Origin of the sequence: Pseudomonas sp. HN11, assembly GCF_021390155.1 — a bacterium.
Classification (GTDB): Bacteria; Pseudomonadota; Gammaproteobacteria; order Pseudomonadales; family Pseudomonadaceae; genus Aquipseudomonas.
On record NZ_CP089985.1, the window covers coordinates 871,585 to 895,882 of the forward strand.

A 24,298-nucleotide genomic window follows, 5' to 3' on the forward strand; every position below is an offset into this window, starting at 1 on the left:
ATACTGGTCACACGTTGTCTCGTTCAAGGAACCTGTATGCAGTTGGACCCCACCAGCGGTTGGTGCGAGGGCATCCGTCATTGCCCCTCACCCAACTTCAACGAGCGCCCCGCAGGCGAAATCTCACTGTTGGTGGTGCATAACATCAGCCTGCCACCGGCACAGTTCGGCACCGGCAAGGTGCAGGAATTTTTCCAGAACCGCCTGGATGTCACGGAACATCCCTACTTTGAAGGGATTGCCGACCTACGGGTATCTGCGCATTTTCTGATTGAGCGTGATGGCGTGGTGACGCAATTTGTGTCCTGCCTCGACCGGGCCTGGCATGCCGGGGTTTCGCAGTTCGAGGGGCGGGAAACCTGCAATGATTTTTCCCTGGGAGTGGAGCTGGAAGGCACGGATGAGCAACCGTTCACTGATGCCCAATACACATCGCTGATTGACCTGACACGCCAGTTGCTGGCGGCTTATCCTGGCATCACCTCCCAGCGTATTTGTGGTCACAGCGATATTGCTCCGGGACGCAAGACCGACCCCGGCCCCGCTTTTGATTGGACGCGCTTTCGTAGCGCCCTGCAGGATGGAGGACACGTACGATGAGTTTTCTGGTGTTGGTGCTGGCGGTGTGGATCGAGAAATTCTCGGCGCTGCGCCAGCGGTTGCAGCGCGATGGCGGCTGGTTGCGTGAACTGGCCAAGCTGGAATCGAGCCCGCGCATGGGTAAGCGACCCTGGTTGATTCTGACGTTGCTGGCGCTGTTGCCGGTGGCGCTGCTAGCGTTGTTGCTGCTGGTGCTGGAGCCGGTGGCCTACGGATTGTTGGCGCTGCCGGTGCACCTGCTGGTGGTGATCTACAGCCTGGGCCGTGGTGATCTGCTTGCCGGGCTGGGGCCCTTTCGTGATGCCTGGCGTCGTGGCGACCTGCAAGCCGCCGAACACGTGGCCGAGCGCGACTTGAACCTCAGCGCCGACAGTGGCGAACAATTGCTCGAGCGCGTTCAGGGCCATCTGTTGTGGCAGGCGTACCAGAGCTTTTTCGCAGTGATCTTCTGGTACTTCCTGCTAGGGCCAGTTGCTGCCTTGGCTTATCGTCTGCTCGCACTGGCCGCTGAGCACAGCAAGAACCCCTTGGTGGCAGAGCGTGCGTGGCAACTGCGCCATGCGTTTGACTGGCTGCCGGTGCGCCTGCTGGCGGCCAGCTTCGCCCTGGTGGGTAACTTCGTCGCGGTCGGTCGCGTGATGCTGCACGAACTGTTGAGCTGGGACATCAGCGCCGCTCAGCTGGTGGAAAAGGTTGGCCTGGTCGCCGCCGAAATTCCGCCACCGGTGGTAGGCCCCGATGGCGTCAACAGCCTCGACCGGCTCTGGGAGCTGCTGTTGCGCGCGGCGGTGCTGTGGTATGCCGGGTTTGCGATCTGGACGGTGTTGCCTTAACCCCCCCCATTAACCTTAAGTTACAAAACTCCCTTTCAAATTGAGCTATACAGATGCTGGCTAACTGCCGCCCTGCGCCTCAATAACAATAAAAGAAAGGGAGTTCACTTGTGAAGAGCTTGCTCTATCCCGCCGTCGCGCTGATGAATCACCTGAACTTCGGTATGAAGTTCAGCTTGATCAGCGTGTTGTTCCTGCTGCCGATGCTGGCGACCAACTATTACCTGGTGCGTGATTCGTGGCGTGAATTCCAGGGTACGCGCATCGAGCTGCAAAGCCTCGACTTGCTCGGCAGCAGCTTGGCCTTGCGCCGCGACCTGGAAACCCTTAACAACCAAGTGCAGATCAACGCCACACTTGGCCAGGCCGGCAAGGCCGGTGACCTTGAGGGCAAGATCGGTGCGCTGGAGCAAAGCGTGCTGATTCGCCTGCAAAGCCTTCAGACCATGGCCAGCGAGCCTGAGCAAGTCGCCGTATTTGAGGGCAAGCGCGAGGAGTTGATCGCGGCCTTCAAGGCCCAGCAACAGGAAACGTCTCTTCTGAGCAAAAGCGCCCTGATCGGCAAGCTGCTCAACAAGGCGCAGATGCTCAGCCAGATCATCGCCAGCCAAGCAGGCTTGAGCCGCGATACCCAAAGTGATTTGCGCCAGCTCAGCGAGCTGGTGACCAGTGTCACCCCGCAAGTCACCCAGACCCTTGGCGAAGGAAGGGCGATGGGCGCGTATTCCCTGGGGCAGGGTTTTCTCAACTCGTCCTCCAGCACGCGGTTTGACGAACTGCTGCAACAACTGGAAAAACTCCAGTCTGAGTATGGCTTGAAGTTGCAGGACGCCTTGGGCTCCAGCAAAGCTGCGCACAGCGCGCTCGACAGCTTGGCCAAAGCCAGCAGCGCCAGCCTCAAGCAAGGCAGTGAGTTGTTTGAAGAGCAGGTGGTGATGGCTGAGACCCTCGAGGCGCCGTGGCAGGATTTCTACGACAGCGTCAGCCAGTTGATGGCCCGGACCTACCAACTTGATGAAGCCACCCTGACATTCCTCGGGCAGCAATTGGAGCAGCGACTGGCGCAGAACCGCACGCATATGGTGGTGCTGATCTCGGCCCTGACAGCCGTGTTCTTGCTGATCTTCTACTTGTACGCCGGCTTCTACGCCTCAACGCGTACCACGCTGCGACGTCTGGCGGCGATGATGGACAAGGTGGCGGCCGGCGATATGACCGTCACTTTTGTTGCTCACAGTTGCGATGAGTTGGGTGACTTGGGCAAGGTGTTCAACGGCACTGTAGCTAAGATCCATGACCTGATCGAGCGCGTCGGGCACACCGTCAGCCAGGTCGAACTCCAGGCCGGTCAGGTGGAAACTGTTTCTGCCCGGAGTAACCAGGCGGTTTCCGGGCAGCTCACCCAGATCGAGCAAGTCGCGACGGCGATGAACCAGATGTCCTCTACTGCCCAGGAAGTTGCGCGCAGCGCGGCGGCAGCGGTCAGCAGTGCCCACAGCGTCAACGACGAAACCGTCAGTGGCCGTGGCCTGGTGCAGTCCCAGCAGGGCAGCATTGCGCGGCTGGCCTCGGAAATCGACCAGTCAGTGAAGGTCATTAACCAGTTGGCCACCGATAGCCAGTCCATCAGCAGCGTATTGGAAGTGATCAAGAGCATTGCCGAACAAACCAACCTGCTGGCTCTCAACGCGGCCATTGAGGCCGCGCGCGCTGGCGAGCAGGGGCGGGGTTTTGCCGTGGTGGCCGACGAGGTGCGCACCCTGGCTCGGCGCACTCAGCACTCCACCGAGGAAATCGAACAGATGATCGGCCGCCTGCACAGCGGCGTGGCAGCAGCAGTGAGGGCCATGGGCAGCAGCCATGAAATGGCGAGTGGTACCGTTGGGCAGTCGGAAAAGGTTCAGCAGGCCCTGGAAAACATCCTCGGGGCTGTGGGGATGATCGTCGATCAGAACCAGCAGATCGCTGCCGCGGTGGAGCAGCAAACGGCCGTCGCCCACGATATCGATCAGAACATCGTTGAAATCAATCGAGCGGGCGAACATGCCGCTGAGGGTGCGCATCAGACCGAAGCGGCGAGTCGACAGCTGTCAATGCAGGTTATTGAGCTGAAGCAATTGATCGGCGCGTTTCGCGTGTGAGATTGGGGTGTAGGATTTACCGTTTGCTGGCGTGGTGCTTGTCCTGATTTCTCTGCGTCTCTTTTCTGAGCCTCTGAATGGGTGAAAATTGTTTCGCTCGATTTCAAGCTTAGGGGAGGCACAGCGATGACTGCTGCAATCGGCATCAAAGGGCATTGCGCCCATTGTGACATCACCTTTACGCTCAAGCCTTGGCAACTGAATGCCATCGCCATCGAAGAGCCGTTCGATTGCCCCTACTGCCAGTGGATCGTGCAGTTGAACTGCCCTCGGCAATTACGCCAGTTCAGGTCCCTGGACCATTGGATATTGGTACGCCCGAGCATGGTCGTGTTGACCTGCATGGTGCTGATCATGGCACTGGTGGCGGAGTGGGTGGGGCTGATCAGTGTGGTCGGCCAATTCAACATCTCTCTGGTGGTGCTGCTGTTGCATTTTCTGGTATTGCGATACGCCCGTTACCGCCAGCGAATGACCTTGGATCTGCAACGGGTCACGCCTGCTCTACCAATTGAACAGCTGGCACGCATTGCGTGTGCTCGCCTCAGCCAGTAACCGGGCGCTGGTGCCCATGCGCTCGGCCAGGGCGCTGCAAATGGCCGGCAGGTGCTCGGGGCTGTTGCGCTGGCCGGGGTACATGGCGGGCGCCATATCCGGTGAATCGGTTTCCAGCACCACCGCGTCCAGCGGCAGTTGTGCCAGCACCTTGTGCATGCGCAGCGCCTGAGGCCAGGTGGCGGCGCCGCCCAACCCCAGTTTGAAACCGAGCTTGATGTACTCATGGGCTTCTTCGCGGCTGCCGGCAAACGCATGGATGATGCCGCCGCGGGGCAAGCGGATCCGCTTGAGGGTGGCAATCACTGCGGCGTGGCTGCGACGTACATGCAGCAACGCCGGCAATTGGAAGTCCACTGCCAGCTGGAGTTGGGCTTCAAACAGGCTTTGCTGGCGTTCGCGGTCCAGTTGTTCAAGGAAGTAATCCAGGCCGATCTCACCCACTGCGCACAGTTGACGGTGGCCGTGCAGGCGAGTCAGCCAGTCGCCTAACGCCGACAGGTCAGCAGGGCGATGCTCATCGAGGTATACCGGGTGCAGGCCGAAGGCAGCGAACAAACCTTCATCCGCTTGCACCAGATCCCACAGTCGCTGCCAATTCTGCTGATACACCCCCAGCACCACCATGCGCCGAACGCCCAATGCCCGGCCGTGCGCTAGGACTTCCCGGCGATCGTTGTCGAAATCCGGGAAGTCCAGGTGGGTATGGGTGTCGATCAACTCCACGCTCAGGCCTCGTGAATGCGCTGCTTGAACGTCCGGCCGATGGCATGCACGCCGGGTTGGTACTGTTCTTCTTCGATCGCGGCCAGGGCCAGTCGCAGGGCAGTCTCTGCAATCAGTTGATGCTGCTGGGCCATGGCATTGACCGGCAGCGGCAGAAAGTCCAGCAACTGCGTATCACCAAAGGTACCCAGGCGCAGCGGCCGCGACTTGAGTGGGAAGTCATGCAGCGCGTCGAACACCCCTTGCAGCAGCACGTAGGAAGTGGTTACCAGTGCGTCAGGCAAATGCCCCAGTTGCTGCAGCAGTTGCTCCATCAGTTGTCGGCCGCACTCGCGACTGAAGGCCTCAGCGTGTTCGACGATCACCTCGCCCTTGAAACCGTCGAGCGCTTCACGGAAGCCGGCGGCACGTTCCTGGCTGATGCTCAGCTCGGGGCGTGCGCCGATCAGTACGATTTGCTTGGGCAACGGTTGCAACAGGCTGCTGGTCAGTTGCTGGCACGCCTGACGGTCGTCGCTGACCACCGAGCAGAACTCATCCGAGCCCATCACCCGGTCGATGGCAATCACCGGCAGCCCCTTGGCCTGCAGCTCGCGATAACTGTCATCGCTGGCCGGCAGGCAGCTGGCAACAAACAGTGCGTCACAACGCCGGGCACGGAACAGTTGCAGCAGTTGGCGTTCGCTGTCGGCGTCATCGTCGGAGCTGGCGATCAGCAGTTGATAGCCGCGCGCCCGTGCGCCTTGCTCCAAGAGCTTGGCGATGCGTGCGTAACTGGGGTTTTCCAGGTCAGGCAGGATAAAACCCAAGGTGCGCGTGTGCCGACTGCGCAGCCCGGCGGCCTGTGGGTTTGGGGTAAAGCCATGGGCTTCGACCACGGCACGCACCCGTTCGACGGTGGCGCTGCTGATGCGTTGCTGTTCGGCTTTGCCATTGATGACGTAGCTGGCGGTGGTCACGGACACACCGGCGAGACGCGCGATATCACTGAGTTTCAAACCGGGATTTCCTTGTTTTCTGAAGCGTGCCCCGACATTTTCTCCAATCGTAACCGATTCCTGTACACGACCAATGTCCTGGCTCAAGCGCCGAGTGGTTCTTCAAGGATGCGCAATTAACGCGTAGTCTTCCATAAGATCTAGATTAAACGTTTCAGCCGGCGTATTTTTACGACGTTCGCGCCTGAGTGGCTACTGCCAATTGACTGCTCAGTCAGTAAATCTTGAACACCCTTACACTGTTTGTTTAAAACAATACCTAGTGCGCCACCGCACTAACTAGGAGAACGGCATGCTTGAGCTCACTGTAGAGCAGATTTCCATGGGCCAGGTGGCCGTGGACAAATCTGCTGCCTTGCACCTGCTCGCTGAAAAACTGGTGGCCGACGGCCTGGTTGCCGAGGGTTACCTCAGCGGTTTGCAATCCCGTGAAGCCCAAGGCTCGACTTTCCTCGGCCAAGGTATTGCGATCCCCCACGGCACGCCCGAAACCCGTGATCAGGTGTTCTCTACCGGCGTACGGCTGCTGCAGTTCCCCGAAGGGGTAGACTGGGGTGACGGCCAGATCGTGTACCTGGCTATCGGCATTGCCGCCAAATCCGACGAACACCTGCGCCTGTTGCAACTGCTCACTCGCGCCCTCGGTGAAACCGACCTGGGCCAGGCGCTGCGCCGTGCGGGAACCGCCGAAGCCCTGCTGAAACTGCTGCAAGGCGCGCCACAGGAACTGGCGCTGGATGCGCAGATGATCAGCCTGGGGGTGTCTGCCGATGACTTTGAAGAGTTGGTTTGGCGCGGCGCGCGGTTGTTGCGTCAGGCCGACTGTGTAAGCAACGGTTTCGCCGCCGTTTTGCAGCAGGTGGATGCGCTGCCCTTGGGCGATGGCCTGTGGTGGTTGCACAGCGAACAGACCGTCAAGCGCCCAGGCCTGGCGTTTGTCACCCCGGACAAACCCATGCGCTATCTCGGCCAGCCGCTCAATGGCCTGTTCTGCCTGGCCAGCCTCGGTGAGGCCCACCAGACGCTGCTTGAGCGCCTATGCGCCTTGCTGATCGAAGGTCGCGGCCAGGAACTCGGCCGCGCCACCAGCAGCCGCGCCGTGCTCGAAGTCCTCGGCGGCGAACTGCCCCCGGACTGGCCCAGCGCACGCATCACCCTGGCCAATGCCCACGGTTTACACGCCCGCCCGGCGAAGATTCTTGCGCAACTGGCAAAAAGTTTTGACGGCGATATTCGCGTGCGCATCGTCGATGGCCCGGTGGGCGCCGTGTCGGTAAAAAGCCTGAGCAAACTGCTGAGCCTCGGCGCGCGCCGCGGCCAAGTGCTGGAGTTTGTCGCCGAGCCGACCATTGCCGGCGACGCGCTGCCCGCGCTATTGGCGGCGGTGGAAGAAGGCCTGGGTGAAGACGTCGAGCCGCTGCCGACCGTAAATATCCAGCCTGAAATCGTCGATATCGAGCCGGTGCTCAGCGCACCTTTGGCCGGTAGCCAGATCCAGGCCATCGCTGCCGCGCCGGGCATCGCCATCGGCCCTGCGCACATCCAGGTTCAGCAGGTCTTCGATTACCCGCTGCGTGGCGAGTCCTCGGCCATTGAGCGCCAGCGCCTGCACAGCGCCCTGGCCGAAGTGCGCCGTGATATCCAGGGCCTGATCGAACGCAGCCAATCCAAAGCGATCCGCGAGATTTTCATCACCCACCAGGAAATGCTCGACGACCCGGAACTCACCGACGAGGTCGACACCCGCCTCAAGCAGGGCGAGAGCGCTGAAGCGGCGTGGATGAGCGTGATCGAAGGCGCCGCCAAGCAGCAGGAATCGCTGCAGGACGCATTGCTCGCCGAGCGTGCCGCCGACCTGCGTGACATTGGCCGCCGAGTGCTGGCACAACTCTGTGGCGTCGAAACCGTCCAGGAACCGATCGAACCCTACATTCTGGTGATGGACGAAGTCGGTCCGTCCGATGTGGCCCGACTGGACCCGACGCGCGTCGCCGGCATCCTCACCGCCCGTGGTGGCGCGACGGCCCACAGCGCCATTGTCGCCCGCGCCCTCGGGATTCCCGCGCTGGTGGGCGCCGGGCCGGCGGTGTTGCTGTTGGCCGCCGGTACGCCGTTGTTGCTGGATGGCCAGCGCGGTCGCCTGCATGTGGACGCCGACGCTGCTACCCTGCAGCGTGCGACTGTCGAGCGCGACACCCGCGAACAACGTCTGCAAGCCGCCTCGGCGCAGCGCCATGAACCGGCACTGACCCGCGACGGGCATGCCGTTGAAGTGTTCGCCAACATCGGCGAAAGCGCCGGCGTCGCCAGCGCAGTGGAGCAGGGCGCCGAAGGCATCGGTTTGCTGCGCACCGAACTGATCTTTATGGCCCACCCGCAAGCACCGGATGAGGCCACCCAGGAAGCCGAATACCGTCGGGTTCTCGATGGCCTCGCCGGTCGCCCATTGGTGGTGCGCACCCTCGATGTGGGCGGCGACAAACCACTGCCTTATTGGCCGATCGCCCAGGAAGAAAACCCTTTCCTTGGCGTGCGCGGCATTCGTCTGACCTTGCAACGTCCGCAGATCATGGAAGCGCAACTTCGGGCACTGCTGCGCTCGGCGGACAACCGCCCGCTGCGCATCATGTTCCCCATGGTCGGCAGCGTCGATGAATGGCGTGCGGCCCGCGACATGACCGAGCGCCTGCGCCTGGAAATCCCGGTGGCGGACCTGCAACTGGGCATCATGATCGAAGTGCCGTCGGCCGCTTTGCTCGCACCGGTATTGGCCAAGGAGGTTGACTTCTTCAGCGTCGGCACCAACGACCTGACCCAGTACACCCTGGCCATCGACCGTGGCCACCCGACGCTGTCCGCCCAGGCCGATGGCCTGCACCCGGCGGTGTTGCAATTGATCGACATCACCGTGCGCGCTGCCCATGCCCATGGCAAGTGGGTCGGCGTGTGCGGCGAGTTGGCGGCGGACCCGCTGGCGGTGCCGGTGCTGGTTGGCCTGGGTGTTGATGAGCTGAGTGTGTCGGCCCGCAGTATTCCCGAAGTGAAGGCGCGCGTGCGCGAATTCAGTCTGAGCGAGGCCCAGGGCCTGGCGCAACAAGCACTGGCGGTGGGCTCGCCCGCCGAAGTGCGAGCCCTAGTGGAGGCCGTGTAGATGGCAAGGATTCTGACCCTGACGCTGAACCCGGCGTTGGACCTGACGGTACGCCTGGCGCGCCTGGAGCCGGGTGAAGTCAACCGCAGTGAAACCCTGCTGACCCATGCGGCCGGCAAGGGTGTGAATGTGGCGCAGGTATTGGCCGATCTGGGCCATTTTGTGAGCGTGGGTGGTTTTCTCGGTGCGGCAAACCCGCAGGCGTTCGACGTGCTGATCGCCAGCCGTGAGTTTGGCGACGCGTTTATTCGCGTGCCGGGCGAGACACGCAGCAACATCAAGATTGCCGAGCAGGATGGCCGGGTCACCGACATCAATGCGCCTGGGCCGCTGGTCAGTGAGGAGGCGCAAAAAGAGCTGCTCAAACTCATCGCCATCGTCGGTCCTGAATTCGATGCGGTGGTAGTGGCGGGCAGCTTGCCGCTGGGTGTCAGCCCTGAGTGGTTCCAGAGCATGCTGGAAAAAATCAAGGGCCTGGGTTTGAAAGTCGCCTTGGACACCAGCGGCGAAGCGCTGCGCGCCGGTCTGAAGGCAGGGCCGTGGATGGTCAAACCCAATTCCGAAGAGCTGGCCGATGCCCTGGGCCATTCTCCGGATGCAATCAGCCAGCTTCACCAGCAAGGCGTTGAACATGTGGTGGTTTCCGACGGCGCCGCGGGCGTGACCTGGTACAGCCCAGGCGCGTCGATGCACGCCACGCCGCCCAAGGTCGCGGTTGCCAGCACCGTGGGCGCGGGCGACTCGTTGCTGGCCGGGATGCTGCACGGTCTGCTCAGTGGCGATACACCGGAGCAGACTCTGCGCCGGGCTACGGCGATTGCCGCGATGGCAGTGACGCAGATCGGCTTCGGTATCAGCGATCACGCGCAGTTGGCGCGTCTCGAAAGCGGCGTTCAAGTGCGCGCGCTGACAGAACAATAAGAGGGTTTGTGATGAAGTTAGCCATTGTTACCGCCTGCCCGAACGGTATGGTCACCAGTGTGCTGTGCGCCCGCTTGTTGGACGCCGCCGCGCAACGTCAAGGCTGGAGCACCAGCGTGGAAGTGGTGGATGTGCAGCGCCCGGAGCGCCAGTTGTCCCAGGCCACGATCGACGACGCCGAATGGGTGTTGTTGGTCAGCAGTACCCCGGTTGAAATGCAGCGGTTTGTCGGTAAGCGCGTGTTCCAGAGCACGCCGGCCCAGGCGCTGGCGGATGTCGACGCCGTATTGCGTCGCGGCGCCGAAGAGGCGCAGGTGTATGTTGCTACGCAGCAGGCTACCAAAAATGCGCCACGCATCGTTGCCATTACCGCATGCCCTACCGGCGTCGCCCACACGTTCATGGCTGCCGAAGCCTTGCAGCAGACGGCCAAGCGTTTGGGCTATGACTTGCAGGTCGAGACCCAAGGCTCGGTGGGTGCGCGTACACCGCTGAGCCCCCAAGCCATCGCCGATGCTGACGTGGTGTTGCTGGCTGCTGATATCGAGGTCGCCACCGAGCGCTTTGCCGGCAAGAAGATCTACCGTTGCGGCACCGGCATCGCCCTCAAGCAGTCCGAAGCCACGCTCAACAAGGCCCTGACCGAAGGTGCGGTAGAAAACGCGGCCAGCGGTGCAGTCGCCAAGAAAGAAAAAACCGGCATCTATAAGCATCTGCTGACCGGTGTGTCGTTCATGTTGCCGATGGTGGTGGCGGGCGGGTTGTTGATCGCTTTGTCGTTCGTGTTCGGCATTCACGCGTTTGAACAGGAAGGCACACTGGCCGCCGCATTAAAAACCGTGGGTGACCGCGCCTTCATGTTGATGGTGCCGTTGCTGGCGGGTTACATCGCCTACTCGATTGCCGACCGCCCCGGCATTGCCCCCGGCATGATTGGCGGTTTGTTGGCGGGCACTTTGGGCGCGGGTTTCATCGGCGGCATCCTCGCCGGTTTTCTCGCCGGCTACTGTGTCAAATTCATCTCCCGTGCGGTGCAATTGCCGCAGAGCCTGGAAGCACTCAAGCCGATTTTGATCATCCCGTTGCTGGCGAGCCTGTTTACCGGCCTGGCGATGATCTACCTGGTTGGCCCGCCGGTGGCGCGTCTGCTCACGGGCCTCACTGACTTTCTCAGCACCATGGGCACCACCAACGCGGTGCTGCTGGGCATTTTGTTGGGCGGCATGATGTGTGTCGATCTGGGTGGGCCGATCAATAAAGCGGCGTATGCGTTTTCCGTCGGATTGCTGGCGGCGTCCAGTGGTGCGCCCATGGCGGCGACCATGGCGGCGGGTATGGTGCCGCCGATTGGCATGGGCATCGCCACCTTCCTGGCCCGTCGCAAGTTCGCCCAGACCGAACGCGAGGCCGGCAAGGCAGCGATGATTCTCGGCCTGTGCTTTATCTCGGAGGGCGCGATTCCATTTGCTGCCAAGGACCCGTTGCGCGTAATCCCGGCCAGCATTGCCGGCGGCGCGCTGACCGGAGCACTGTCGATGTACTTTGGCTGCAAACTGGCTGCGCCCCATGGCGGCCTGTTTGTATTGGTGATTCCGAATGCGATGAACCACGCGCTGCTGTATTTGCTGGCAATCGTTGCCGGTAGCCTGTTGACGGGGATGGTGTACGCGTTGATCAAACGTCCGGAAGCTGTCGAACTGGCTGTCGCGCCAACCTGATGGCACGCGCCGGCAATAGGGGCACTGCGCTGTAGCTACGCCCGGGTGGTCGCGGTTGCACATCGGCATGGAACGGCGACCTCTGGGTCGCCGGGTGCCTCAAGGGTGTCACGTTCGTCTAAGCCCCCCTAATATGCCACCCACTGGTGTCAGGCTGGCGGTCAATGCGTCCAGCAAGGCACTGACCTTTGGCAGCGACTGACGGCTTTTGACCCAGGCAAGGTTGATCGGGATGCCCTCGGTGGCCAGATGGGGCAATACTTCCACCAATGTTCCTTCTTCCAACTGCTGATTAATCAGCCACGATGGCAATTGCGCGATACCACAGCCCGCCAGTACCGCCATCAACAAACCTTCGCCATTGCCGATCACCAACCGGGCGGGTACCGGCTGGCGTTTAATGGCGCCAGGATGGTCCCCTGCAAAACTCCACGGGGTGATATTGCCATCCACCCAGCCATAGGCGATGCACTGGTGATGCTCCAGGTCCTGCTCCGTGAGTGGCATGCCGTGCTTGGCCAAATAGCTTGGGGATGCACAGAAGGTATGCCACTCACTGGCCAGGTAACGGTGGCCCACTCTTTCGGGCCAGACATCGGCGCCGCCAATGCGCACGACCACGTCCACGCCCTCCTGGAACGGGTCGATCAACCCGTCGGAGAACGTGATATGCGGTATCAGCAGCGGATGATCCTGCATGAACCGCAGGAGCGTCGGTAGCACTTGTGCGCGGCCGAATGCGCCGGGAAGGTCGATTCGAATACGGCCACGTGGCTCGATATTGTCGACTTGCAGTGACAACTCTGCCTCTTCAAGGTCGGCGAGCACACCGATGCAGGTGCGATAGAACGCGATCCCCGCATCGGTCAGCGCCAGGCGTCGGGTAGTGCGTTGAAAAAGCCGAGTGCCCAATCGGGTCTCCAGCCGGGCGACACTTTTACTGATAGCGGAGCCTGTCAAATTCATTCTCTCGGCAGCGGCCTTGAAGCTGCCGGTTTCCGAGACGCAAACGAACACATCAATCCCTTTCAAGCGCTCCGAGGAAAACATACGCACCCTGTATCCATGAATTCAGTTCCACCTATCTGGTAAAAATTATCATAAATCAGAACGTGGCACGGCGGTAAGCTAGACGCACGAATACCTGTCAGTGATTCGCTATTAGCAATGTCATAAAAATGACCTATTGATCGACGAGGCGAGAATGCTGGTCACCTTTAAAAGAAACCTGACGACGTTAAGTGCTCTTTCTCGGCACTTCGCCTATCGACCCCTTTACGAGCAATTACCGGGTCTCCTGTTTATGGCGTGGTATTGCTTCACCTCCCCGAGCATTCTCATGCAGCAGGAATAGGGCAAAACTCCTTTCAAGTGACCGATGGCATCTCCCCTGTAGGGCGCTATTGCGTGGAAGAAATCGGTCGCAAACACCGAAACCAGGTGTGCTTTTTTATCGGTAAGCGGTTTGTGCGCAAACTATTGTCATCAAGGAGGAATAAATGCTTTCCAAGGAAGTTTATACACTGGCATGTGCAGGGTTGAAAAAGTTGGCACTTAACCAGGAGTGTCGTGACGCGTTCGATAAAAACTCTTTGTTTTTCAGGTTGTTCGAGCGCGCTGCGCATCGCTACATTATCGCGTCGGACGCACAGGAACTGAGCCGCAAGTTGCAGGTGCTCGCCTTAAAAGGCTATCAACTGGGTGTTGAATATGTGGGTGAAGAAAATCATGATCCCCAGGTTGTAAAAAGTTTCGTCAGCGAGTACCTGAATGCCATCCAAGGGTTTGCCCGCGCTGGTTTAAAACCGCAGTTGGGGTTTGATCTAAGTGCTGTGGGCATGCTCATTTCCCAGGAAACGGCTTATCACAATGCTGCCACTATTTTGTCGGCGGCGGCTGAACACGACATCCCCGTCATGATCAGCATGGAGCACTCTTCGGCCGTCGATAAGATTTTTGAAGTATATGCCGAACTTGCCCCGGCTCATCATAATGTCGGTATTACCGTGCAGGCGCATTTGCATAGAACTGTCGAGGATTTGCCGCGCATCATCAGCTATGGACGTAAAGTCAGATTGGTCAAAGGCGTTTACAACGAGTCACCCGAAGTTGCGCTGCCCCGTGGTGAAGAACTGGATAAACGCTACCTGACGTTACTTGATGACTTACTGGCCGCCCATGTGTCGGTAAGTTGCGCGACGCAAGATCCAAACTTGATCAAGCGTCTTTTCGACGGTGCTTATCACTCGAAGATCGATGAACTGGAAATGCTCCACGGCGTGCAACCGGAGGTGTTGCGCCGCGCCAAGGACGAAGGCCTGACCTGCCGGATTGCCGCCGTGTATGGCGATAGCTGGTACCTGCATTTCCTGCATCGCCTGGCGGAATCGCCAGACAACGTCCTTGAGGCACTCGCCGACTTCTACGACCCCTCTCGTATCACCTTTGGCGCTGGTTATTAACGGAGCAGTTATGTTTATCGATCTCAGAAGCGATACGGTCACCAAGCCAACGGAAGGCATGCGCAAAGCTATTTACCAGGCGGAAGTCGGGGATGAATGTTTCGGCGAAGACCCGAGTGTGCGTGCACTTGAAGAGTTCTGTGCCCATTACTTTCAGAAGGAAGCGGCGCTCTTCACCACGGGTGGCACACTGAGTAACCAGTTGGCAATCAAGTCCCTTACCCAGCCGGGTGATGAAATTTTTCTGGATGCCTCATACCACATCAACTATTACGAGGCCGCCGCTACCTCGGCGTTTTCCGGGGTCAACTTCTCATTGTCGTCCCACGACAACGGGTTGTTTGATGTCAGTGATCTGCAAAAGCTGTATGCCTCGCGCTGCCGTTGGAATCAGAATTACGCCTTGCCGCGCGTGGTGGTGATTGAAAACACCCTTGGATGCAAAGGCGGGGCGATTTTTCCTCTGGCGCAGATGAACGAAGTTTTCGGTTATGCCAAGACTATCGACGCCTATCGTTACCTGGATGGTGCCCGCATCCTGCATGCCTCTATCGCTTCGGGCATTGATGTGACGTCCTATACGGAAAACGCCGACCTCATGTCCATGTGTTTGTCCAAGGCCCTTGGCGCACCCGTCGGTTCGATCATGGTGGGTTCCAAAGAGCTGATACAACGCGCCAAGAAGTACCGTAAATGGTTTGGCGGCGATCTTCATCAGGCCGGCATGATGGCCGCTGCCGGGCTCTATGCGATGCACAATAATATTGAACGCCTGGCCGAAGATCATGAGCATGCGGCCCTGCTGCACCGTTTGCTCAGCGATATCGAAGAGACGCCTGCGTACTACAAGGGGACCAATATGGTGACCCTGGATATTTCTGCGCTGGGTATCACACCGATGCAATTCGGTACGCACCTGAGCCAACAAGGTGTCGGCGGCCTGCCCTATAACGCGAGGGAAATGCGTTTTATGCCGCATATCAATATCAGCCGCGCCGACGTCCTCAAGGCGGCGGGGATAATCAAAGCCGCCGTGCGTGAATTGAGTTCAACACGGGAGGCCGTCAAATGATCTACAAGAAAAATATAGTATTGATTGTCGACGCCTATTCAATTGGCAGTTTGATCGCGCCTGCGTTCATGTCACGAGGGTATGAATGTGTGCATGTGCGTTCGACCGCCGACGTGAATGCGTTTTATGAAACCTGGTTCCGCACCGGGGATTTCATCAACGACCTGCTTTATCGCTCGGATGCAGCGTTGCAGGAGGCACTGTCCGAATATTGCGTGCAGTTCGTCTTGGCCGGTTGTGAGTTCGGCGTCGAGTTGGCTGCTCATCTGGCTGCGTTGTTCAACGTCCCGCGCCATAACAATCCTGCGCACGCAGTGCGCTGGCGCGACAAGTACCAGATGCACGAGGCGTTGTCGCGTGCGGGTGTACGTTCGATCAAGCACTTCAAGTCAGCCGCGTTGCCGGGCATTCTGGACTGGGTCAAGGAAAACGACATGCTGCCGGTGGTATTGAAGCCGGTTAAAAGCGCGGGCTCCGACAACATCCACATTTGCACTGACGTCAGCCAGATTGAACATGCTTTCCAGGTCATAAAATCCAGCCGCAATATCTTTCTGGAAAGTAATGAAGAGATTTTGGTGCAGCAATATCTGGATAACTCGGATTTCAAATCCGAGTTATTGCTCAGCAAATCCAAGGACGTAGACATCGAATACTGCGTGAATACCGTGAGTGTCGATGGCCTGCACTATGTCAGCGAAATTATCCGTGTTTTCCGCACCCGTATTGGTGCCTCGCCGGTGCATGACTACAATCAGTTGATGTGCCCGGTGGACAATGCCGACGTCTACAGTCGACTCTCGGGTTACATATTCGCCGTACTCGACGCGCTGGGCATCCGCAACGGCGTAGGGCATAGCGAATTGATGATCGTCGATGACGAACCCGTGCTGCTCGAGACGGCTGCGCGCATGCCGGGCGGTATCGATCTTTCGGCCTATACCCGAGCCTTGGGGCATAACCAGTTGAGCCTGTGGATCGACTCGCTGATCAATCCTGAGGCCTTTCTCGACTACCGCCAACGGCCGCGAAAAAAACTCTACTTCCATTCCAGTTGCGTATTTTTGATCTCGCGCCATGCGGGGCCGATCACGCGTACGCCGGACATCACGGCGTGGAAGGCGATCCCTGGCGTGCACAGCATAAAAATCCAGGATGAAGGCGTCCTCAAACCGACCATTTCCCTGGAAAACAGCCCAGGTCATGTATTTATCCTCGATAGCAATCGCGCGAACATCCAGCACAGCATCGAATTGCTGCGCGAGCATGAGCCAAGCGTCTACAGGGAAATGCTGACATGAAGCACGTCTCGGAGGGGCTGGTAGGCCAGAGTCAAGCCAAAGTCTATGACAGACCTGTGATCCTGCTGCTGTCGGCGACCTTTATCCTGACGGTTGCCAGGGCGTTGGCGTTGCCCTATCTGGTTATTTACTTCTCCGAGGCGTTTGGGCTGGGAGTCGCAGATATCGGTCTTGCGGTCGGCGGGGCGTTGATCGTCAGTTCAATCCTCGGGGTGTATGGCGGGTTTTTGGTGGACAAGTTCTCCAACTACCGGGTCATGCTCGCTGCTGCGACGGTGTTCTCGCTCGCGTTCGCGGTGGCTTTTCAAGTCACCAGCCTGGTGCCGTTCATCATCGCAATTGTGGTGGTGAACCTGGCCTATGCGGTGGTGGATATCGCGGTCAAATCCGGCATAGGTTTTTTGGTGGCGCCAGACAAGCGCGGGGGCGTGTTTTCGCTGAAGTACACCTTGACCAACGTGGGCTATGCCGTTGGCCCTTTTCTGGGGGTGATCTTTGCCAAGGTCAGTCCAGGGCTGCCGTTTGCAGTGGCGGCGTTGATCGGGGTGCTTTTTGTCGTGCTGTATGCGCTGGTGGGCGGTCGGATTCCTCGGGCGTCCGGCAGTGCGAGTGACGGTAGCGGAACGAGTTTCGCCAACGTATTGGTGCATCTGGTGAGGAACTACCGGCTGGTGTGTTTCACGATCGGCGGCATTCTCAGCGCCATTGTGTTCGGGCAGTTCACGGCCTACTTGTCGCAATACCTGATCGTGACCAGCGACCCGCAGAACGCGTACCGGATTATCAATTACCTGGTCACCACCAACGCCTGTGTGGTTATCGGTCTCCAATACCTGATCGGCTCCCGGATCAACCAGCACAACCTGTTTCGCATGTTGATGTTGGGCATGCTGTTCTTTGTAGTCGGGCTGATGGGGTTTGCCTATGCGCAGCTACCGATTATCTGGGTACTTGCGATGATTGTTTTTACCGTGGGCGAAATTATCATTATTCCGGCGGAATACTTGTTTATTGATTACATAGCACCGGAGGACATGCGCGGTGTTTACTACGGCGCGCAGAACTTGTCGAACTTGGGGGCTGCCCTGGGGCCGGTGTTATGCGGCGTTGCGTTATCGTTCTATGCGCCCCAGGCGATGTTCTATGTCTTGTCCATGTGCATCGTGGTCGCGAGCGGTTTCTATTTTATGGGCTCCCGGCACAGGGCTGATTGATGATTCACTTTAATACTGCAGGGGCGGGCCGCGTCTCCGCTGAAACGTTGGGTTTGATGCAGGCTTACCTGCAAGAAGAACATGAAGTCGGCGCTTATGAAACCGAGCTGTCCCATGCCGAAACGCTGGACGGTGAAGTCTATGAAAACATTGCTCGGTTACTCGGCGCCAATGCCCGCAATATTGCACTTTTCGATGGCGCTACAAAGGCTTGGGTAACGGCATTGAACGCCTTGCCCTGGGCCAAGGGCGCGCGCGCCGTGGTCACCCCCTATGAGTACGCTGGCAACCTGATTGCACTCTCCGAGTTGCAACGCCGGTACGGTATCAAGGTTGACGTGATGCCGCTGCTGGCAAATGGCGATCTGGATCTGCAATGGCTGGCGCAACACATGAGTGCGCAAGTCATGTTGGTCTCGGTGGTGCATGTGCCGTCGTGCTGCGGCATCGTGAATGATGTCGAGGCGGTGGGTAATATCTTGCGTGATTACCCTTGCTTCTACTTTGTCGATGCCTGTCAATCGGCGGGCATGCTGCCCCTGGAGGTGCAGGCGATGGGCGCCGATGTGCTGACCGCGGCGGGCAGAAAGTTTCTCTGCGGGCCCAGGGGCACGGGCTTTGCCTACCTGTCCGACGATTTTATGGCGGCTGCACAACCGCGCTTCACGGATTTGAGCAGGGCCAATGTTGATGTGCGCGGGGTGGTGAGCCTGGAGACCGACGATGCCCGACGTTATGAATATGCCGAGCGCAACAATGCGGCGGTGGTTGGGTTGAACCAGGCGATCAAAGAACGTCTATCCGTTGCACATAACATTGAGCGCGGGACCTACCGGTTTCTTTATCAGCAACTGGTACAGGCGCCGCACATCAGTGTCATTGCTCCAGGCACACAACAAGCGGGAATTGTCGCCTTTACCCATGCTCGTTATTCGGCAACCGAACTGGTTGCTTATATGCGCAAGCAGGGTGTGAACGGCTGGCCGGGATATGCCGCGCACACGCCGTATTATATGTTGGGGCAGGGGTACGATCGCTTCGTGCGCCTTTCGATTAATAATAAAAACAGTCTTGAAGATGTGCAGGTGTTCATGGAGCTGTTGGCGAAACTGTAATAATGAAGTTATATAAAAGACGTGAAAGAGTGAGGGTAATGATCGTTGATGATCTGTTGCTGTTCGGTCGGTTATTGAGCAGTTATCCACTATAAAGTGGCTTCGCCGATTCGAGGGGTGACAATAAAACTCGCGTCGCGTGGCGCGCTTTTATAATCTTGCGTATCAGGATTAACGATACTGAACGCCTTGAACTGAGGAAAAGGAATTCTGATGAGTAACGTAACCAAGTTCAATCCTGCCAATGAAGTGAAACAGCGATTGCGTGCACTTTACAAAAAGGACAATTGGCATTGGATATTGGCGGTGCTTGCCGATTTGGCCGTTATCGCACTGGCGGTTTTTTTTGCGGATCGCTACAACTATTTGTACCCACTGGCGCTGCTGTTCATAGGCTCCCGACAACGGGCATTAGCTTCGCTTCTGCACGAAGCAGCACACATGACGCTGACCCAGAGCAAAAAGCTCAACAAAATCATCGGAGAGTATTTACTCGGCTACCCGATCTTTCAAAATTATGAGGCTTACCGTCGCTCCCATGTGCAGCTTCACCACCACAACCTCGGTGACCCCCATAAGGACCCGGACCATCGCTATTACATCGAGTCGGGCCTGTATAACGCGACCGACCGCTTCGACTTCCTGATCGGGCATTTACTCAAAAGCCTGACGCTGGCCAATACCTATCGTTACTTCCTCTACCTGGTGAAGAACCGTGCCGGGGATATCCTGGCCAACCCGTCGCAGGGGCTGAAATTGCTGGCTGTTCACACAGTGCTGCTGCTGGTGTTCAGCTACTTCATCGGCCCATGGGCTTATGTGCTGTTTTGGCTGGTGCCCTATTTCACGGTGTTCCAGGTGATTGGCTGGTTGTCCGAAGTCTCTGAGCACTTCGGTATGTTTGGCCTCTACCACGAAGAGGTGCAACTGACCCGCAATCGCTTCCCCACGCTGATTGAGCGCTCGATCATCGGCATGCATGGCGATAACTACCACCTGACCCATCACCTGTTTGCCGGCATCCCGTTCTGGAACTTGAAGAAAGCGCACCAGGTGTTGATGGACGACGAGCGTTACGCCGCCGCCAACCAAGGTTGCGGTGGGATTTTCACGGCGAAGGGCGACGCGAAATCCAGCATCGATCAAATTTTCGAGGCCTATCGCAGCGGAAAGATCAGCGCAGTCGCCATCGCCCAGTAACGTGTTGATAGCGCAGCCTCGGCTGCGCTGTCATCGCCGTTTCATCCGGCCATGTTTAAGTTTTCCCTTTGATAGTCAGAGGGCACCTGCATGAGCCATTTCGATCTCGGCCGCCGCCGCGTGATGCAAGCGGTCGGCGCTGGTCTGTTGTTGCCGGGCCTGGCCCCGGCAGTGATCGCTTCAGTGAAGGACCGGCCGCAACTCACCGACGGTGTGCAGTCCGGTGATCTGCTTGGCGACCGCGCCATGATCTGGAGTCGCAGCGACCGCCCGGCACGCATGGTGGTGGAGTGGGACACACGCAGCGTATTCAGCAACCCGCGTAAGTTCGTCTCGCCCCTGGCCGACAACCGCACCGACTTCACCGCCCGCGTCGAGCTCACCGGGTTGCCCGCTGACCAGGCGATTTTCTACCGCGTGCATTTTGAAGACGCCCAGACCGGCGTCGCCAGTGAGCCCTGGTTCGGCCACCTGCGCAGCGTGCCGCAACAGCGTCGCGACATCCGTTTTGTGTGGAGCGGCGACACCGTGGGCCAAGGCTTCGGCATCAATCCAGACATAGGCGGCATGCGCATTTACGAAGCCATGCGCCTGCGGCTGCCGGACTTCTTCATCCACAGTGGCGACACCATCTACGCCGACGGCCCGGTGCCGGCGCAACTGACCACCGAGAACGGGCGCATCTGGCGCAACATCACCACCGAAGCCAAGAGCAAAGTCGCCGAAACCCTGGATGAATATCGCGGCAACTACCGCTACAACCTGATGGATGAAAACGTCCGCCGCTTCAACGCCGAGGTGCCGCAAATCTGGCAGTGGGACGATCATGAAGTGGTGAACAACTGGTCGCCGAGCAAACAATTGGATGAGCGTTATCAGGTCAAGGACATCAACAGCTTGGTTGGCCGTGCACGTCAGGCCTGGCTCGAATATTCACCGATGCGTCGGCAGAGCGCCGATGGCGGCGGGCGGATTTATCGCAAGCTCAGCTATGGCCCCTTACTGGATGTGTTCGTACTGGACATGCGCAGCTATCGCGGGCCGAACGATGACAATCTGGGCGGTGAAAAGCCCTTCCTCGGCCGTGAGCAACTTGACTGGCTCAAGCGTGAACTCAAGGGCTCGCCGGCGCAGTGGAAAGTCATTGCAGCGGATATGCCCATTGGTCTGGGTGTGCCTGATGGCGAAGTAAGCCCGGGCGTGCCGCGCTGGGAAGCGATTGCCAACAACGATCCAGGCGCTCCACAAGGTCGTGAGGTAGAAATTGCTGAACTGCTGGCCTTTTTGAGGGCGCAGAAGGTACGCAACCACGTGTGGCTGACGGCGGATGTGCATTACTGCGCCGCGCACCACTATCACCCGGATCGTGCGGCGTTCCAGGATTTCGAACCCTTCTGGGAGTTTGTTGCCGGGCCGTTGAACGCGGGGAGTTTCGGGCCCAATCCATTGGATAAAACCTTTGGGCCTGAGGTGGTGTTCGAAAAGGCACCGCCCGCGCAAAACACCTCACCGTTTGCCGGGTTTCAGTTTTTTGGCGAAGTGCAGATTGATGGGCAGACGGCGGAGTTGACGGTGATTCTGCGCGACCTGGACGGCGTCTCGGTATTTGAACAAAAACTGCAACCCGCCTGACTTGGAACGCAATCAAACCTGTGGAGCGGCGGTGTGCCAGTCACACACTAGCTGACGAATCAACCGTATTCGCGAGCAAGCCCGCTCCCACATGGGTTCTTTAGCGTCTGTAAGATCTCAGTAAACGTCGCGCCGGTAGCGGCCTTGCTCGATCAACCGCTCCACAGCCTCACTGCCGACGACGTCCACCAACGCCTGATCCACCCCGGCCGCCATCCCTTGCAAGCTGCCGCACACATAAATCGCCGCGCCTTGGTTCAGCCACTTACGCAGCACCTCAGCCGATTCACGCAGGCGATCCTGCACGTAGATTTTTTCCTCCTGGTCGCGGGAAAACGCCAGGTCCAACAGCGCCAGATCCCCACTGGCCAGCCAGCCTTGCAGTTCGTTTTGACAGAGGAAGTCATGCTTGATATTGCGTTCACCGAACAGCAGCCAGTTACGTTGCTGGCCGTCGGCAATGCGCGCCTTGAGCAAGCTGCGCAGGCCGGCCAGGCCGGTGCCGTTGCCCACCAGGATCAGTGGCACGGGCACGTCCGGTAGATGGAAACCACTGTTACGGCGCAGGCGCAGGCTGATGCTGGAACCGAGGGCGGCGTGCTCAGTGAGCCAGCCACTTGCCAGCCCCAGGCTGCCATCGACGTGGCGCTCCTGACGCACGATCAGCTCCAGCACGCCATCGCTGGCGATCGAGGCGATCGAGTACTCGCGCATGCCCAAGGGCACCAGCGCGTTTGCCAGCGCCTGGGCATGCAGGCCGACCAGATGAGCGCGGTTGTCCGGCAGTTGGCGGGTGGCCAGGGCCTGGCTGAGGGACTGCGCCAAACCCTCGATCAATACGCCTTCGCTGCCCGCCAGGCCCAGGCCTTCGAGGAAGTGCTCGATGGCCCAGGGGCAATTGCGTGGCAGCACTTCCACCAGGTCGCCGGCTTGCCAGCTTTGTGGCGACGGCGACGTGAGGCCCAGCAGATATACGTCCGAGCCGCTGCTGTCGTGATTCAACCGGGTGCGTTGGCTGAGCGTCCAGTTTTCATATTGGGCGGTTGGCCAAGCGGCCACCGGGGCGTGGCCAGTCAGTTGCCCAAGCTGTTGTTGCCAATTGAGCAGGGCAGTGGTGTCACCACTGTCGACTTCCACGGGAGCAAACAACGGGTTGCCCCCCTGGTTCGTCAACCAGAAATGCAGGCGTCGCGCAAAACCGCAGAAGTGTTCGTACTGGCGATCACCCAGGGCCAGCACCGAGTAGTTCAGGCCCTTGAGGGACACGTCCTGGCCGAGCACGCTGCGCTCGAAACCACGAGCACTGTCGGGTGCTTCGCCGTCGCCGAAGGTACTTACCACGAACAGCGCATTTTCTGACTGACGCAAGTCATCCTGGCTGACGCTACCCAACGACTGCACCTTCACCGGCAACCCGGCGGCCTGCAATTGGCCGGCCGTCTGCCAGGCCAGTTGTTCGGCAAATCCGCTCTGGCTGGCAAAGCCGATCAGCCAGGCCGGCGCGTCGCTGCGGTTGGCCGTAAGGCCTTTACGCGCATCACGCACTTGGCGTTTTTTGCGGCGTCGGTCGAGGTACAGCAACCAGCCGGTGATAAAGAACAGCGGCATCAGCACCGAGCTGACGGTGAGGACGATCCGCCCCGCCAGGCCGAAGTAGCTGCCGGTGTGCAGCGCGTAGACGCTGGTCAGCAGTCGCGAGCCGAAGGACTTGCTAGCATAGCGGTCATGGGATTTGACCTCGCCGGTGGCCGGATCCAGGTTGATCTGGTTCAGCGCCCGGTCATGGGGCGACTTTTCCAGCAGGTAGTAGACGATCGCCGGTTGCCCGGCAACGGCTGGCATACGGATGTTGTAGGCACTCAAGCCAGGGCCGGCGTTGCTGTAGATACTGCTCCAGATCGCATCGTAATTGGCCACCGGCGCCGGACCTTCAGGAGCCGGCCCCCGCTTGCGCACCCGTTCATTTTGCGGGGCGTCGGACAGCAGTTTGGTCAACCCCTGGCTGTACCAGTCGTAGGACCAATACAGCCCAGTCACTGCCGAGAGTAAGTACGCCAGTAGACACCAAGTGCCGAATACCGAGTGTAGGTCCCAATTGAACGCACGACCCTTTTTACGCCAGTCCAAGATCAGCCAGGCACGCCAGCTCGCCACCTGGCGCGGCCAGCGCAGGTACAGACCGGAGAGGCAAAAGAACACCAGGATCAATGTGCACGCGCCGGTGATGTTGCGTCCGGTATCGCCCATCGTCAGGAAACGGTGGAGTTGCAGCAGGAAGCCGAAGACATCCTGGCCGACCACGTCGCCCATGTAGTCACCGGTGTAGGGATCGAAATAGCGCAACTGGCCACGGCGCTCGCCGGGGGGCGGCGTGAAGAATACGCGAGCGGCGTTGCCGCTCTCGCTCTCCACGAACAGCATGGCCACGGTCTTGCCTTCGGTGGTTTCCAGTTTACGCACCAGTTCGGCGGGGGGTAGTACGCCGGCCTCACGCTTTTCCACGGTCAATACGCTGGGGTTGATTGCCCGCAGAATTTCATCCTGAAACGAGACCGCAGCCCCGGTGACCCCCATCAAGGCCAGCACCAGCCCGGCGGTAATGCCGAAGAACCAGTGCAACTGGAACAGGGTTTTCTTCAACACGTCTAACCGCCTCGTC

Annotated in this window: 18 protein-coding genes; 14 read left to right on the top strand and 4 right to left on the bottom strand. The window is 59.2% G+C overall.

Annotated features, from left to right (window positions below):
* Positions 1-36: 36 nt before the first annotated feature.
* From ampD to LVW35_RS03955, 4 genes are all read left to right on the top strand, one after another.
* Entirely contained in the window at positions 37-600 is a 564-nt protein-coding gene (ampD, locus tag LVW35_RS03940; RefSeq protein WP_233893825.1) for a 1,6-anhydro-N-acetylmuramyl-L-alanine amidase AmpD, read from the top strand.
* Positions 597-1,433 carry a regulatory signaling modulator protein AmpE gene (ampE, locus tag LVW35_RS03945; protein WP_233893827.1) on the top strand — a complete coding sequence of 279 codons (837 nt, stop codon included), beginning with the start codon at positions 597-599 and terminating at the stop codon, positions 1,431-1,433. Before ampD ends, ampE begins: the two co-directional genes overlap by 4 nt.
* Before the next feature lie 1,436 nt (positions 1,434-2,869).
* Positions 2,870-3,574: a methyl-accepting chemotaxis protein gene (locus tag LVW35_RS29060; RefSeq protein WP_442799662.1), complete on the top strand. Its 705-nt coding sequence runs from the start codon at positions 2,870-2,872 to the stop codon at positions 3,572-3,574.
* 126 nt (positions 3,575-3,700) lie between these two features.
* A complete protein-coding gene (locus LVW35_RS03955) occupies positions 3,701-4,129 on the top strand; it encodes a hypothetical protein (protein ID WP_233893830.1) in 429 nt (142 codons plus the stop codon).
* Here the strand turns inward: LVW35_RS03955 and LVW35_RS03960 are convergent.
* Both LVW35_RS03960 and cra read right to left on the bottom strand, forming a co-directional pair.
* Positions 4,079-4,855 (bottom strand): TatD family hydrolase, encoded by a 777-nt coding sequence (locus LVW35_RS03960; RefSeq protein WP_233893831.1) that lies wholly within the window; start codon positions 4,853-4,855, stop codon positions 4,079-4,081. The two genes, LVW35_RS03955 and LVW35_RS03960, sit on opposite strands and share 51 nt — an antisense overlap.
* 2 nt (positions 4,856-4,857) lie before the next feature.
* Positions 4,858-5,853, bottom strand: coding sequence for a catabolite repressor/activator (gene cra / locus LVW35_RS03965; protein ID WP_233893832.1), 996 nt, complete (start codon positions 5,851-5,853; stop codon positions 4,858-4,860).
* Positions 5,854-6,145: 292 nt separating this feature from the next.
* On the opposite strand from cra, the gene ptsP reads away from it, so the two are divergent.
* The 3 genes from ptsP to LVW35_RS03980 are packed head-to-tail and all read left to right on the top strand — an operon-like array spanning position 6,146 to position 11,643.
* Positions 6,146-9,004 carry a phosphoenolpyruvate--protein phosphotransferase gene (ptsP, locus tag LVW35_RS03970; protein WP_233893833.1) on the top strand — a complete coding sequence of 953 codons (2,859 nt, stop codon included), beginning with the start codon at positions 6,146-6,148 and terminating at the stop codon, positions 9,002-9,004.
* Positions 9,005-9,925 carry a 1-phosphofructokinase gene (gene pfkB, locus LVW35_RS03975; protein WP_233893834.1) on the top strand — a complete coding sequence of 307 codons (921 nt, stop codon included), beginning with the start codon at positions 9,005-9,007 and terminating at the stop codon, positions 9,923-9,925. It abuts the gene before it with no gap.
* 11 nt (positions 9,926-9,936) lie between these two features.
* A complete protein-coding gene (locus LVW35_RS03980) occupies positions 9,937-11,643 on the top strand; it encodes a PTS fructose-like transporter subunit IIB (RefSeq protein ID WP_233893835.1) in 1,707 nt (568 codons plus the stop codon).
* Between the two features lie 108 nt (positions 11,644-11,751).
* On the opposite strand, the gene LVW35_RS03985 is transcribed toward LVW35_RS03980, so the two are convergent.
* On the bottom strand, positions 11,752-12,693 hold the full coding sequence (locus LVW35_RS03985) for a LysR family transcriptional regulator (RefSeq protein ID WP_233896390.1): 942 nt from the start codon (positions 12,691-12,693) through the stop codon (positions 11,752-11,754).
* Positions 12,694-13,142: 449 nt separating this feature from the next.
* Here LVW35_RS03985 and LVW35_RS03990 point away from each other — a divergent pair, with 449 nt between their 5' ends.
* The 7 genes from LVW35_RS03990 to LVW35_RS04020 all read left to right on the top strand — a co-directional run bounded on the left by LVW35_RS03990 (position 13,143) and on the right by LVW35_RS04020 (position 21,639).
* Positions 13,143-14,105, top strand: coding sequence for a proline dehydrogenase family protein (locus tag LVW35_RS03990; protein WP_233893836.1), 963 nt, complete (start codon positions 13,143-13,145; stop codon positions 14,103-14,105).
* 10 nt (positions 14,106-14,115) lie between these two features.
* Entirely contained in the window at positions 14,116-15,177 is a 1,062-nt protein-coding gene (locus LVW35_RS03995) for a threonine aldolase family protein (protein WP_233893837.1), read from the top strand.
* A complete protein-coding gene (locus LVW35_RS04000; RefSeq protein ID WP_233893838.1) occupies positions 15,174-16,478 on the top strand; it encodes a hypothetical protein in 1,305 nt (434 codons plus the stop codon). The genes LVW35_RS03995 and LVW35_RS04000 overlap by 4 nt, the downstream gene beginning before the upstream one ends.
* Positions 16,475-17,692 (top strand): MFS transporter, encoded by a 1,218-nt coding sequence (locus LVW35_RS04005; RefSeq protein WP_233893839.1) that lies wholly within the window; start codon positions 16,475-16,477, stop codon positions 17,690-17,692. Before LVW35_RS04000 ends, LVW35_RS04005 begins: the two co-directional genes overlap by 4 nt.
* The gene (locus LVW35_RS04010; RefSeq protein ID WP_233893840.1) at positions 17,692-18,807 is read left to right on the top strand and encodes an aminotransferase class V-fold PLP-dependent enzyme; all 1,116 of its coding nucleotides are present in this window, start codon (positions 17,692-17,694) and stop codon (positions 18,805-18,807) included. The genes LVW35_RS04005 and LVW35_RS04010 overlap by 1 nt, the downstream gene beginning before the upstream one ends.
* 213 nt (positions 18,808-19,020) lie before the next feature.
* Positions 19,021-20,007 carry a guanitoxin biosynthesis L-arginine gamma (S) hydroxylase gene (gene gntB, locus LVW35_RS04015; RefSeq protein ID WP_233893842.1) on the top strand — a complete coding sequence of 329 codons (987 nt, stop codon included), beginning with the start codon at positions 19,021-19,023 and terminating at the stop codon, positions 20,005-20,007.
* Between the two features lie 90 nt (positions 20,008-20,097).
* Positions 20,098-21,639 (top strand): alkaline phosphatase D family protein, encoded by a 1,542-nt coding sequence (locus LVW35_RS04020; protein ID WP_233893843.1) that lies wholly within the window; start codon positions 20,098-20,100, stop codon positions 21,637-21,639.
* A gap of 117 nt (positions 21,640-21,756) precedes the next feature.
* On the opposite strand, the gene LVW35_RS04025 is transcribed toward LVW35_RS04020, so the two are convergent.
* Complete coding sequence (locus LVW35_RS04025) at positions 21,757-24,282, bottom strand: sulfite reductase flavoprotein subunit alpha (RefSeq protein ID WP_233893844.1); 2,526 nt, start codon at positions 24,280-24,282, stop codon at positions 21,757-21,759.
* Positions 24,283-24,298: the final 16 nt, after the last annotated feature.